Raw genomic sequence first — 13,170 nt, 5'->3', positions numbered from 1 at the left:
GAGCTTGTCGAAGCACCGTATTTCTATTTCCCGCGCGGATGACGAACAACCGCCCTTCGACAAACTCAGGGGGCACGGCTGTGGGTGAACGCCTCACCGCCACCCCACCCGGCGTAAAGCTAGGCCCCCTCACGCTCATCCCAGACGACACCGCCCGCAACTTCGTCCTGGAACTACGCGCCGGCCGCTTTCATGGCTTCGTCGTCCGGAAGGGTGACGCCGTGCATGGCTATGTCGATCTCTGCGCGCACATGGCGCTGCCACTCGCGCAAGAACTCGACCAATATCTCACGCCCGATGCCAGCCTCATCCAGTGCAGCTGGCACGGCGCGCTCTATCGAATTGAGGACGGCATTTGCGTCGGCGGCCCATGCGTCGGCGCGCGATTGCGGCCCTGGCCGGTGACGGTAAGCGACGGCATGATCGTCACCGCCTGAGTGCTTGCGATCCCACGCGAGATCGGCGAAAAGCAAGTCAAATAGGACAGCATTGCTGACACGTCCTCAAGGAGAGGCAAGATGGAACCCACGCTCGATTTCGGTCTCGGCGAGACCGCCGACATGATCCGCGAGACCACTGCGCGCTTCGCCGCCGACAAGATCGCCCCGCTTGCCGCCAGGATCGACGCCGAGGACTGGTTCCCGCGCGAGCTGTGGCCGGCGATGGGCGAGCTCGGCCTTCACGGCATCACTGTCGACGAGGAATATGGCGGCCTCGGCCTCGGCTATCTCGAGCATGTCATCGCGTGCGAAGAAGTCAGCCGCGCCTCGGCCTCGATCGGGCTTTCCTACGGCGCGCATTCGAACCTGTGCGTCAACCAGATCAGCCGCTGGGCGAGCCCCGAGCAAAAGGCCAAATATCTCCCCAAGCTGATCTCGGGCGAGCATGTCGGCAGCCTCGCGATGTCGGAGGCCGGCGCCGGCTCCGACGTCGTCAGCATGAAGCTGCGCGCCGAGAAGACTGCCAATGGCTATGTCCTCAACGGCACCAAATTCTGGATCACCAACGCAGCCTATGCCGACACGCTGGTCGTCTATGCAAAGACCGGCGAGGGATCGCGCGGCATCACCACCTTCCTGATCGAGAAGGACATGCCCGGCTTCTCGATCGGCCAGAAGATCGACAAGATGGGGATGCGCGGCTCGCCCACCGCCGAACTCGTGTTCAACGATTGCGAAGTCTCCGACGAGCAGGTGATGGGCCCGCTAAACGGCGGCGTCGGCGTGCTGATGTCGGGGCTCGATTACGAGCGCACCGTGCTCGCCGGGATCCAGCTCGGGATCATGCAGGCCTGCCTCGACGTAGTGTTGCCGTATCTGCGCGAGCGGAAGCAGTTCGGCCAGCCGATCGGGCATTTCCAGCTGATGCAGGCCAAGGTGGCGGACATGTATGTCGCGCTCAATTCGGCGAGGGCATATGTCTATACTGTCGCGAAGAATTGCGACGCCGGACGGACCACCCGCTTCGACGCGGCAGGCGCGATCCTGCTGGCGAGCGAAAATGCGGTGCGGGTCTCGCTCGAAGCAATCCAGGCACTGGGCGGCGCAGGCTATACCAAGGACTGGCCGGTCGAACGCTTCGCCCGCGACGCCAAGCTGCTCGATATCGGCGCCGGCACCAACGAGATCCGCCGCATGCTGATCGGCCGGGAATTGATTGGGGGCTAAATCTCGAATTCCCTCTCCCTTCGGGAAAGGGAGGGAGGCGACGAAGTCGGCGGAAGGGTGAGGGCAGATTGCGGGCACCTATGCCCTCGCCCTTCGCACCGCTTCGCGGTGGCCCCTTCCCGCTCTCAACAGGAGCGGGAGATTACCGGAACAGCTTCAGATCGATCGCCTCGCCCATCAAGGTCTCCCCACGCCCATCAGGGTGCAGATTGTCGCCGCCCTGAATGTTCGCAGCGAGTCGCTTCGGGTTGGCCGGATCGGCGACGATCTTCTCCATATCGATCACCGCGTCGAATGCCTTGGACGCGCGGATCCACTGGTTGACCTGTACCCGCATCGCCTCCCCTGCCGGCGTCGCATAGCCCGCACCTTCATACGGCAGGATCGTCATCGCATAGACCTTGATGCCGCGCTCATGCGCACGCACCGCAAGCTGCCTGTAGCCCGCGATAAGCTGGTCCGCGGTGATCGTCGGCCGCGGCACCCCGTTCACTTCGCGGCCCGAATTGCCGATGTCGTTGATCCCTTCGAGCAGCACGACATGGCTGACCCCCGGCACCGCAAGCACGTCGCGGTCGAACCGGGACAGCGCGCTGGGTCCGGTGCCATGCGCCAGGATGCGGTTGCCCGAGATTGCCTGGGTCACCACGACATGCGGCATGCCGGCAGCGGTCAATCGCCGCGCGAGCACGTCGCCCCAGCGGCAGCGCGGCATCGCGTCGTTGGCGCAGCCGACATTGTCGGTGATCGAATCGCCGAACGCGACGATCACGGGACGCGGCTTTACCGCCAATACGTCGAGCCCCGCGATCAGCGGGCGCAGGCGCCATTGCTCAGCAGGCGCAAAATCCTTGGCGCTATGGTCTCCAGGGGCCGAGACCAGCGTCTTCTGCCCGACCACGTCGTGGACGGTGTTGAGCTGCGTCGCTTCGGGGAAGAACAGCGAAACTTCGACCACGTCGAATGCCTTGACCGGCAGCGCAACCGGATCGCTGACCAGCGGCGCCCCCTCTGGCACGCGCACCGAGCCCTGGCCGCCGAACGTAACCCGCACCGCCTGCCCGCCGGGGAGCCGCACCGTCGCCGCACCGATCGTCAGCGCCGCGCCATAATCGTTGGCGAGCCGCAACCGGATTTGCCCGCCACCCGCGCCGACGCGCACCGCCGATCGGATCGTGACATTCTCCAGCGTCTTTACCTGATCGGCCGGCGCCTGCCACATGCTCGCGGTCCACGCGCGCGTCCAGCGATCGCCCGCCGGTGCCGCCGCAACGAGCCAAAGCGCCGTTGCCGCCGCGACGATCTTCATCCCCCGCATCCTCGTCTCCCCTTTTTGCTTACCAGACCTTCACGCGCTGCTCGGGCGTCAGGAACAGCTTCTGCCCCGCGGTCACGTCGAAAGCCGGATACCAGGCATCGAGGTTGCGCACCGTCTGCGCCCGCCAGCGCGCCGGCGCATGTGCGTCCGTGGCGATGCGCGCGCGCAGCGTCTGCTCGCGCGACTTGTCGCGCCACGCCTGGGCATAAGCGAGGAAGAAGCGCTGGTCGCCGGTCAGCTCACCGATCACCGGCGCCGCCTTGGCCCCCAGCGAGGCCCGATATGCCTCGTACGCCGCAGTCAGCCCGGCGACGTCGGCAATGTTCTCGCTCAATGTCTGCTGGCCCTTGAGGTGGAGGCCCGGCAGCGCCTCATAGGCGTCATACTGCGCGGCCAGTGCCTTGCCGCTCGCCTTGAACCGCGAGAGGTCCTGCGGCGTCCACCAGTTGCGCAGGCGCCCCGTCGCGTCGAAATTGGCACCGAGATCGTCGAAGCTATGGCTGATCTCGTGCCCGATCACCGCGCCGATCGCGCCGTAATTGGCCGCCGCATCGGCACCCGGATCGTAGAAGGGCGCCTGCAGGATCGCGGCCGGGAAGTTGAGCGCGTTCTGGAGCGGCAGGTTCACGGCATTGACCGTCTGCGGCGTCATCCACCATTCGCCGCGGTCCACCGGCTTGCCCAGCTTGCCGATCTGGTGGCGATATTCGGCCAGCTCGGCGCGGCGCAGATTGCCGACCGGATCGTCGGTTTTCACGTCGAGGGCGGCATAGCTGCGCCAGGTCTCGGGATAGCCGATCCCGACCTGCATGCCGGCGATCTTGCGACGCGCCTCGGCCTTGGTCGCATCGGCCATCCACGGCAGCGCGGCGACGCGCTTGTCGAACGCGGCGAGGATACCCTTCACCATTGCTTGGATATCTGCCTTGGACGACGCCGGGAAATAGTCCTTCACATAGAGCTGGCCGACGGCGTCGCCGAGCCAGTTGTTGACCGATCCGATCGCGCGCCTGTCGCGCGGGCGCGGCTTGGGCTGGCCGTTCAGCGTGTGGCTGAAGAACTCGAAATGCGCTTGGTCGAATGCGCTCGGCAGCACGTCGGCGACTTCGTTGATGCGGTGGAAGGTGAGCCAGTCCTGCCACGCCTGAAGCGGCTCGCTCGCCACCAGCTTCGCCACGGCGGCGACGGTCTGTGGCTGCCAGACGAGGAAGTCCTGCTGCCCGCCCAGCCCTGCAGCGGCCCAGAACGCATCCCAGTCGATCCCCGGCGCCTTCCTGGCGAAATCGGCCTTTTTCCACGGGTTGTTGGCCCTGTGGATGTCCTGGCTGGCGACGATGTCGGTATGCGCGCGCGCGATCTTGGTCTCGAGCTCGAACACGCGCTGCGCCCGGGTGTCGGGCTCGGTGATGTTGGCAAGGCTCAGCAGCTTGCCGATATAGGCGCGATACTGGTTGCGGATCGTCGCCATCTCGGGCTTGTCCGACAGATAGTAATCGCGCTCGGGCAGCCCGAGCCCGCCTTGCAGCAGATAGGGCAGATTGGCGTCGGGCCGGTCCAGCGCCTGGGTGACGAACAGCCCGAACAGATTCTCGGTCTCGAGATCGGTCGCATTCAAAGGGTCGACATCCGCTCGCACATTGGCGCCCAGCATCGCCGACAGCGCCTTCTTGTCGGACAGGCCCGCGATCGCGTCCATCTCGGTGCCCAGCGGTGCCAGTCCGCGCTGGTCGATCGCCCCAGTGTCGGTGAAGGCATTGTACCAGTCGGCGATGCGGCGCTGGTCGGTGCCCGGCGCGGCATTGGCGCGGAGTGCGGCCTGGATGATCGCGGCGTTGTTGGCTTCGGCCTTGTTGAACACTTCAAGGAACACGCCGGTGCTCGAACGGTCGGCCGGAATCTCGGTGCGCGCGCGCCAGCCGCCGCTGGCATATTCGTCGAAATCGTCGCCCGGCTTTACGCTCTTGTTGAGCCCCGCGACGTCGACTCCGATTCCGGCGCCCGCCTGGGTGGCAGCGTCGTTCCCCGGCGCGCCTCCCCCCGGCGTGCAGGCCGCGGTTGCGAGAAGCAGTGCAAACAACGCCGCGCGTGTCACCTTCGGGCTCTCCCACTCATTCCAGTCGTGCTGCGTGCTACTCCCGCAGCGGCGCGCGTACCAGTCTTTCCAACCGGCCGGCACGGGTGTAGGCAGGGGAAAACTAGGACAGGAAGGATGCCCTAATGAGCGCCCCGGTGCTCGAGACCAAGGTATCGCTCGAAGGAGAGGAATTTCGCGCCCGCGCCGCGCATAACCGCGCGCTGGCCGAGCGTTTGCGCGCAGATGTCGCGCAGGCCGCCCTCGGCGGACCGGAAGCTTCGCGTGAACGTCATACCAGCCGCGGCAAGCTCCTCCCCCGCGAGCGAGTCGAACGGCTGCTCGATCCCGGTTCACCGTTCCTCGAAATCGGCCAGCTAGCCGCCTGCGACATGTACGAAGGCGAAGTCCCCGGCGCGGGGATGATCGCGGGTATCGGCCGGGTCTCGGGGCGCACCTGCATGATCGTCTGCAACGATGCGACGGTGAAGGGTGGCACTTATTATCCGATGACGGTCAAGAAGCATCTCCGCGCGCAGGAGATCGCCGAGGCCAACCGACTGCCCTGCATCTATCTCGTCGATTCGGGCGGCGCCAATCTGCCCCACCAGGCCGAGGTGTTCCCCGACCGCGACCATTTCGGCCGGATCTTCTTCAACCAAGCGAACATGTCCGCGCTCGGCATCCCGCAGATTGCCTGCGTGATGGGCAGCTGCACCGCGGGCGGCGCCTATGTCCCCGCGATGAGCGACGAGAGCGTGATCGTCCGCAACCAGGGCACGATCTTCCTCGCCGGGCCGCCGCTGGTGAAGGCCGCGACCGGCGAAGTGATCAGCGCCGAGGATCTGGGTGGCGGCGACCTGCACGGCCGCAAGTCGGGCGTGGTCGATCATGTCGCCGAGAACGACGAGCATGCGCTGACCATCGTCCGCGACATCGTCAGCCACTTGCCTGCGGACCGCACGCCCGACATCGCATTGCTCGATCCCCGCCCGCCCAAATATGGCGCGGAAGAGCTCTACGGCATCGTCCCCGAGGATGTCCGCGCGCCCTATGACGTGCACGAGGTCATCGCGCGGATCGTCGACGGCAGCGAATTCCATGAGTTCAAGGCGCTCTACGGGACCTCGCTGGTATGCGGCTTCGCGCATATCTGGGGCATGCCGGTCGGTATCATTGCCAATAACGGCATCCTGTTCTCGGAGAGCGCGCAGAAGGGCGCGCACTTCATCGAACTCGCCTGCCAGCGCCGCATTCCGCTGTTGTTCCTCCAGAACATCTCCGGCTTCATGGTCGGCGGCAAGTACGAGGCCGAAGGTATTGCCAAGCACGGCGCCAAGCTCGTCACCGCCGTCGCCACCGCGACGGTCCCCAAGATTACCGTGCTGATCGGCGGCAGCTTCGGCGCAGGCAATTACGGCATGTGCGGGCGGGCGTATTCGCCGCGCTTCCTGTTCAGCTGGCCCAACAGCCGCATCTCGGTGATGGGCGGCGAGCAGGCGGCGAGCGTGCTGGCGACGGTCCACCGCGACGCCGAGAAATGGACGCCCGAGGAGGCCGAAGCGTTCAAGGCGCCGATCCGCGCGAAATACGAGGACGAAGGCAATCCGTGGTACGCCACCGCGCGTTTATGGGACGACGGCATCATCGATCCGGCGCAGACGCGCGACGTGCTCGGCCTAGCCCTCGCGGCAACACTCAATGCCCCGATCCCCGAGCGGCCGGCGTTCGGGGTGTTCCGGATGTGATGATGCAGGCGAGCCCTAGAATTCCTCCTCGGAACGGGGATGGGCGCCGCTCGCCTAAGGCGAGTGGCGGAGGGGGCCCACGCCAGCCAAAGGCACTACGCGCGCCGATCAAGGATGTGAAGAAGGCCCGCGCCGACCGCAAGCAAATGTCCTTCCCCGAAGTGCTGCTCTGGCAGCAGCTAAGGAAAGAACCGGACGGCTTCCGGTTTCGGCGGCAGAACCCGCAGATTGGCTATCTGACGCTACGCATTCCCGCTGTGGAGATCCTGAAGGATCTCGGTGCCGTGATCACCGGCCTTGTCGTCGCCTGCCGAGAGCGGGGCCCCCTCCACCGTCCTTCGGACGGGCCCCCTCCCCGTTCCGGGGAGGAATTTTGAAGGAATGCCGATGCTGCTCCCTCTCCTCCTCGCGCTGCAGACCACCCCGGTCGCGCCGATCGTCAAGGGCACGGCGCTGCCCCCGCCCGGCACCGAGGAAGCCGCGGTACTCGCGCCGATCAACGGCATCTTCACTGCCATCGCGCGCCGCGACGGCCAAGCCGCGCTGCCGCACGTCCGCGCCGAGGGACGCGCCACCGCGACCGGCACCAAGCCCGACGGCACCCCGGTGATCAACGGCCGCAGCTGGACCGAATTCGCCGGCGGTCTTACCGCTGGGCCTGAGCGCTATGAGGAACGGATGCCCAGCCCGGCGATCGAAGTCGATGGCGACATCGCGATGGTCTGGGGCGACTATGTCTTCCTGATCGACGGCAAGGTCGCGCATTGCGGCGTCAACCATTTCGACCTGGTCCGCGAAGCCGGTGCGTGGAAGGTGCTCAACATCACCTGGTCGCGCCGTACCACCGGATGCCCCGGCCAATGAGCCGCGACACGCTGTTCCTGCTCGAACCCGAATTCGCCGATCCGGCGCTTCCCGGCCGCAGCTTCTATTGCAAGGACTGTATCACGATCGAGGGCCTGCTCGCCGCCTTCCCCGATCGCGCGGCGAACATCAACGTTGTCCATGTCGCCTATCCGCGTCCGCGCGCTGCAGTGATCGCGGCGATCGGCGAGGCGAACCAGAACCTGCCCGCGCTCGTCTGGGACGGCGGTTTTGCAAACGAGATCGAAGCGCTGCTCGCCGCGCTCGCCGAGCGCCATGGCTTTCCGGAGCGCCATCCATGATCCGTTCCCTCCTCATCGCCAATCGCGGCGAGATCGCCTGCCGGATCATCCGCACCGCACGGAGGATGGGCGTGCGCACGGTAGCCGTCTATTCGGACGCCGACGCTGGCGCGCTCCATGTCCGCCAGGCTGATGAGGCAGTGCATATCGGCCCCTCGCCGGCGCGCGAAAGCTACCTTGTCGGCGACAAGATCATCGCCGCCGCCAAGGCGACAGGCGCCGAGGCGATCCACCCCGGCTATGGCTTCCTGTCCGAGAATGCCGACTTCGCCCAGGCGGTGATCGACGCCGGGCTGGTCTGGGTCGGCCCCAGGCCCGACAGCATCCGGGCGATGGGGCTGAAGGACGCCGCCAAGGCGCGGATGATCGCCGCGGGCGTGCCGGTAACCCCCGGCTATCTCGGCGAGGACCAGTCGCCCGAACGCCTCCAGGCCGAGGCTGATGCGATCGGCTATCCGGTGCTGATCAAGGCCGTCGCGGGCGGCGGCGGCAAGGGCATGCGCCGCGTCGATGCTGCGCAGCAATTCGCGGAAATGCTGCAGTCCTGCAAGCGCGAGGCGGCCTCCTCGTTCGGCGACGATCGCGTGCTGATCGAGAAATACATCCTCTCGCCGCGCCACATCGAAGTGCAGGTGTTCGGCGACAGCCACGGCAATGTCGTCCATCTGTTCGAGCGTGACTGCTCGCTCCAGCGCCGCCACCAGAAGGTGATCGAGGAGGCCCCCGCCCCGGGCATGGACTGGCCCACCCGCCATGCGATCTGCTCGGCGGCGGTCCGCGCCGCCAAGGCAGTCGACTATGTCGGCGCGGGCACGATCGAATTCATCGCCGACGCCAGCGAAGGCCTGCGCGCCGACCGCATCTGGTTCATGGAAATGAACACGCGCCTCCAGGTGGAGCATCCGGTGACCGAGGAGATCACGGGGGTCGATCTGGTCGAATGGCAGCTGCGCGTGGCTTCGGGCGAGGCGGTACCGAAGCGGCAGGGCGAGTTGAAGATCGACGGCTGGGCGATGGAAGCGCGGCTCTATGCGGAGGACCCGGCACGCGATTTCCTGCCGAGCACCGGCAAGCTCGACTATCTGTACCTGCCACAGGAGACCCGGATCGAAACCGGGGTGGAGGAAGGCGACACGATTTCGCCGTTCTACGATCCGATGATCGCAAAAATCGTGGTGCGCGGCGCCGACCGCGACGATGCCAGAACGGCTCTGGCGCAAGGGTGCGAGGCTACCTGCTGTGCACCAGTCCGCACCAATGCCTGGTTTCTGCGGCGGCTCGTCGAGCATCCGGTATTCGCCTCGGGCCAGATTTCGACCGGCTTCATCGGCGCGTTCGCCGACGAACTGACTGCCCCGCCGGAGCCCAGCCCGCTATTGCTGCAAGAAGCGGCGGAGCGCCTGATCTTCGACAATTGGGGCAAGCCCTCTGCGTGGGAGCATCGCGCGCTCGACTTCAAGCGCGGCCTCACCGGCTTTCGTCTCAATCGCCTGCCAGAGACGCGCGTGTCGCTCTACCTCGACAGCAAACCGCTGCCCACCTTCGCCTATGATCTCGCGCTCTATGACAGCGCAGCCACCTATGAAGTCAGCAACGGCGCATCGCACAACCTGCGCGAAGCCACCTATTTCGAGGGCGGGGCCGCCTTCACCTTCCGTCGATTTGCCGAAGTCTCCCGCGCGAGCACGGCAGGCGACGGCGCGATCCTCGCCCCGATGCCGGGGCGGGTTACGGCGGTCGAAGTCGGCAGCGGCGACATTGTCGCCAAGGGCCAGCGCCTCGTAACGCTCGAGGCGATGAAGATGGAGCATAGCCTCACCGCGCCATTCGATGGGGTGGTCGGCGAGATGAACGCGACTCCCGGCGCGCAGGTCAGCGAAGGCGTGTTGCTGGTGCGGATCGAGAAGGCCGAAGAATAGCGGCAAAAACCGTTCGCCCAGAGCTTGTCGAGGGGCCATTCTTCCAGGAGAACAAGGACGGTGCTTCGACAAGCTCAGCACGAACGGGACTGGTAGATGGCAGGCAGATTTTACGAGGAATGGCAGATCGGCGACCGGATCGAGCACAACCTGCGCCGCACGGTGACCGAAACCGACAATCTGCTCTTTTCCACCCTCACCCACAACACTCAGCCGCTGCACATCGACGCCGAGGCGGCGCGGGCGAGCGAGTTCGGCCAGATCCTCGTCAACGGCACTTTCACCTTCAGCCTGATGGTCGGGATCACCGTGGGCGACACCACCGCGGGAACGCTCGTCGCCAATCTGGGCTATGACAAGCTGGTGATGCCGAAGCCGGTGTTCCTCGGCGACACGCTGCGCGCCAGCAGCGAAGTCACCGAACTTCGCCCTAGCAAGTCGCGTCCTGGCCAGGGAATCGTCACGTGGCGACACCAGATGCACAACCAGCGCGGCGAACTGGTCTGCGAGTGCTTCCGCTCGGCACTGCTGCGGAGCCGCGCCACCTGAGCGGCGTTGAGCGACGATGAACGAAGTGAATGTCGCAGTGATCGGCGGGGGTGCAGCGGGGATTGCCGCAGCGCGGACGCTCGCCGATGCCGGAGTCGAAACCCTGATCCTCGAGGCGAGCGATCGGCTCGGCGGGCGCGCGCACACCGTGCAGGTCGACAATATGCCGCTCGATCTCGGCGCGGGCTGGCTTCATTCGGCCGAGCATAATCCGTGGGTCGGCATCGCCGAATCCAGCGGGTTCACCGTCGACCGCACGCTCCCGCGCTGGCGCGAGCAATGGCGCGATCTCGGCTTCTCCACCCCGGAACGCACCGATGCGGGCAAGGCCTATGAGGCGTTCGACCGGCGGATGCGCGACGACCCGCCCGCCAGCGACCGCGCCGCCGATGCGCTGGCGCCGGGCTGCGAATGGAACGGCTATCTCGACGCGCTGAGCGGCTACATCAACGGTGCGGGCAATGCCGAGGTCTCGATCCGCGATTACCTTGCCTATGACGACGCCGCGACCGAGACCGATTGGCGCGTGGTCCAGGGCTATGGCGCGCTGGTCGCCGCGCATGCAGCCGCAATCCGTACGCGCTTCTCCGCCCCCGTCACCGCAATCGATAGCAGCGACCAGTTGCTTCGCATCAGTACCCGGCAAGGCACGATCCGCGCGCGCTCGGCGATCGTCACGGTCTCCACCAACGTGCTGGCACGCGGCGCGATCCGCTTCGACGCGGCACACGATGCCGTGCTCCACGCTGCGTCGCGGCTGCCGCTGGGGCTTGCCGACAAGCTCTTCCTGGCGATCGACGGTGACGCGGAGATGGATGCGAACGCCCATCTGCTCGGCAATCCCCGCGCGGCGATCACCGGCACCTATACGCTATGGCCGTTCGGCCGCCCTGTCGTCGAGGTGATGTTCGGCGGCGAAGGCGCCAAGGCCATGGAGGCCGCGGGGCTGGACGGTGCCGACGCCTTCGCGCTCGACGAACTGTGCGGACTTCTGGGGAGCGGCTGGCGCAAACGACTTAGGCTGGTCGCCGGCTCGGCGTGGGGCCGCACCGATCATATCCTCGGCAGCTACAGCCACGCGCTGCCGGGCGAGGCCGATGCACGGCGGGTGCTCGCCGAGCCGGTCGATCCGCGCATCCGCTTCGCCGGGGAAGCCTGTTCGCCGACCGAATTCTCGACGGTGCATGGTGCCTACAAGACCGGCGTCGCAGCGGCGAAATCGCTGCTGGCTTAAGCGGCGCGGCGCCTGGCTGGCTCGGGATTGGAGAATTCCATCTCCTGATCGATGCCGCCATATTTCAGCGCCATCACGTCGAGCGTGTAATTCTGGTGCACCCGCCAGGGCTTGCGGGTGCCCTGCCGCGGCAGATGGGCGGCGGCGCGCTGGACATAGCCCGAGGTGAATTCGAGGAACGGCGCATCCTCGACCGGCGCCTTGAGCCGCGGCGTCACCTGCCGCATCCCGCGCTTTTTCATCGCGTTGAGCAGCCGCGTCACGTAGGTTGCCGTCAGATCGGCCTTCAGCGTCCAGCTGGCATTGGTGTAGCCGAACGAGATCGCGAAATTGGGAACGTCGGAGAACATCATGCCCTTGTAGGTCATGTGCTTCACTGGCTCGAAGCGCGTGCCGTCCACCATGACCGGCATGCCGCTCAGCAGCTGGATCTCCAGGCCCGTCGCCGTGACGACCAGATCCGCCGCAAGCTCCCTGCCCGACGCCAGCCGGATCCCCGTCTCGGTGAAGCGCTCGATCGTATCGGTGACGACTTCGGCCTTGCCCTCGCGGATCGACGCGAACAGGTCGGCGTCGGGAACGAGGCAGAGGCGCTGGTCCCAGGGATTATAACTCGGCGTGAAGTGGGTATCGACGTCATGCCCGGGCAACTCGGCCCGAACCATGTCGACCAGTGCCTTCTTCGCCTTGCCCGGATGTTTGCGCATCGCCCGGAAGAAATATTGCTGGAGCAGCACATTTTTCCAGCGGGTGATGCCATAGGCGGCCTTTGCTGGCAGCCTGCCGCGCAGCCAATTGGCGATTTTGTCCTCGGACGGCCGCGCGACGATATAGGTGGGCGAGCGCTGCAGCATCGTCACCGACGCCGCCTGCTTCGCCAGCTCGGGCACCAGGGTCACCGCAGTCGCGCCGCTGCCGATCACAACGACGTTCTTGCCGGCATAATCGATATCGTCCGTCCAGAATTGCGGATGGACGACCTGTCCCTTGAAGTCCGCAAAGCCGGGAAAGTCGGGCGAATAGCCGCGGTCGTAATTGTAATAGCCCGTGCACATGAACAGGAAGCCGCAAGTAAAGAGCATCTCTTCGCCTCCGCGCTCCACCACCACTGTCCAGCGCGCGTCCGCGCTAGACCAGTCGGCGCGCTTGACGCGGTGGCTATAGCGGATGTGCCGGTCGATGCCGTTCTCCCGGACCGTCTCGTCGAGATAGCGCAGGATCGACGGACCATCGGCGATCGCCTTGGCCTGCGTCCACGGCTTGAACGAGAAGCCGAGCGTGTACATGTCCGAATCCGAGCGGATGCCGGGATAGCGGAACAGGTCCCAGGTCCCGCCCAGTTGCTCCCGCCCTTCGAGGATCACATAGCTGCGATCGGGGCTGTTGGCCTGCAAATGCCAGCCCGCGCCAATGCCGGAAATCCCGGCTCCCACCACCACGACGTCGAAATGCTCGCTCATCCGGCCCTCCCCGGCCGACTGCTTACAACACTGTAAAT

At 66.0% G+C, this 13,170-nt stretch carries 12 protein-coding genes; 9 read left to right on the top strand and 3 right to left on the bottom strand.

Annotated features, from left to right (window positions below):
- Positions 1-80 precede the first annotated feature (80 nt).
- Together BXU08_RS02650 and BXU08_RS02645 are read left to right on the top strand one after the other, a co-directional pair.
- The gene (locus BXU08_RS02650) at positions 81-437 is read left to right on the top strand and encodes a Rieske (2Fe-2S) protein (protein WP_253190480.1); all 357 of its coding nucleotides are present in this window, start codon (positions 81-83) and stop codon (positions 435-437) included.
- Between the two features lie 81 nt (positions 438-518).
- The gene (locus BXU08_RS02645; protein WP_077508539.1) at positions 519-1,667 is read left to right on the top strand and encodes an isovaleryl-CoA dehydrogenase; all 1,149 of its coding nucleotides are present in this window, start codon (positions 519-521) and stop codon (positions 1,665-1,667) included.
- A gap of 142 nt (positions 1,668-1,809) precedes the next feature.
- Here the strand turns inward: BXU08_RS02645 and BXU08_RS02640 are convergent, their stop codons facing one another.
- Positions 1,810-2,985, bottom strand: a complete 1,176-nt coding sequence (locus BXU08_RS02640) for an SGNH/GDSL hydrolase family protein (RefSeq protein WP_077508538.1) — start codon at positions 2,983-2,985, stop codon at positions 1,810-1,812.
- A gap of 19 nt (positions 2,986-3,004) precedes the next feature.
- The gene (locus tag BXU08_RS02635) at positions 3,005-5,077 is read right to left on the bottom strand and encodes a M13 family metallopeptidase (RefSeq protein WP_077508536.1); all 2,073 of its coding nucleotides are present in this window, start codon (positions 5,075-5,077) and stop codon (positions 3,005-3,007) included.
- A 125-nt stretch (positions 5,078-5,202) separates the two neighbouring features.
- On the opposite strand from BXU08_RS02635, the gene BXU08_RS02630 reads away from it, so the two are divergent.
- The 7 genes from BXU08_RS02630 (at position 5,203) to BXU08_RS02600 (ending at position 11,672) form a co-directional block, all read left to right on the top strand.
- Positions 5,203-6,804, top strand: a complete 1,602-nt coding sequence (locus tag BXU08_RS02630; protein WP_077508534.1) for a carboxyl transferase domain-containing protein — start codon at positions 5,203-5,205, stop codon at positions 6,802-6,804.
- Positions 6,805-6,920: 116 nt separating this feature from the next.
- Positions 6,921-7,181 (top strand): DUF559 domain-containing protein, encoded by a 261-nt coding sequence (locus tag BXU08_RS19460; protein ID WP_253190479.1) that lies wholly within the window; start codon positions 6,921-6,923, stop codon positions 7,179-7,181.
- Positions 7,182-7,191: 10 nt separating this feature from the next.
- Entirely contained in the window at positions 7,192-7,668 is a 477-nt protein-coding gene (locus BXU08_RS02620) for a nuclear transport factor 2 family protein (RefSeq protein WP_253190478.1), read from the top strand.
- Positions 7,665-7,970 carry a DUF3088 family protein gene (locus tag BXU08_RS02615; RefSeq protein WP_077508530.1) on the top strand — a complete coding sequence of 102 codons (306 nt, stop codon included), beginning with the start codon at positions 7,665-7,667 and terminating at the stop codon, positions 7,968-7,970. The genes BXU08_RS02620 and BXU08_RS02615 overlap by 4 nt, the downstream gene beginning before the upstream one ends.
- Positions 7,967-9,889 carry an acetyl/propionyl/methylcrotonyl-CoA carboxylase subunit alpha gene (locus BXU08_RS02610; RefSeq protein WP_077508528.1) on the top strand — a complete coding sequence of 641 codons (1,923 nt, stop codon included), beginning with the start codon at positions 7,967-7,969 and terminating at the stop codon, positions 9,887-9,889. The genes BXU08_RS02615 and BXU08_RS02610 overlap by 4 nt, the downstream gene beginning before the upstream one ends.
- 96 nt (positions 9,890-9,985) lie before the next feature.
- Positions 9,986-10,438: a MaoC family dehydratase gene (locus BXU08_RS02605; RefSeq protein WP_077508526.1), complete on the top strand. Its 453-nt coding sequence runs from the start codon at positions 9,986-9,988 to the stop codon at positions 10,436-10,438.
- Between the two features lie 16 nt (positions 10,439-10,454).
- Positions 10,455-11,672: an NAD(P)/FAD-dependent oxidoreductase gene (locus BXU08_RS02600; protein WP_077508524.1), complete on the top strand. Its 1,218-nt coding sequence runs from the start codon at positions 10,455-10,457 to the stop codon at positions 11,670-11,672.
- On the opposite strand, the gene BXU08_RS02595 is transcribed toward BXU08_RS02600, so the two are convergent.
- The gene (locus tag BXU08_RS02595; RefSeq protein WP_150125387.1) at positions 11,669-13,132 is read right to left on the bottom strand and encodes an NAD(P)/FAD-dependent oxidoreductase; all 1,464 of its coding nucleotides are present in this window, start codon (positions 13,130-13,132) and stop codon (positions 11,669-11,671) included. The genes BXU08_RS02600 and BXU08_RS02595 overlap by 4 nt on opposite strands.
- Between the last annotated feature and the right edge of the window lie 38 nt (positions 13,133-13,170).

This window comes from Sphingomonas sp. LM7, from assembly GCF_002002925.1.
In the GTDB taxonomy this organism is placed as follows: domain Bacteria; phylum Pseudomonadota; class Alphaproteobacteria; order Sphingomonadales; family Sphingomonadaceae; genus Sphingomonas.
This window is presented reverse-complemented; position numbering and strand designations above follow the sequence as displayed.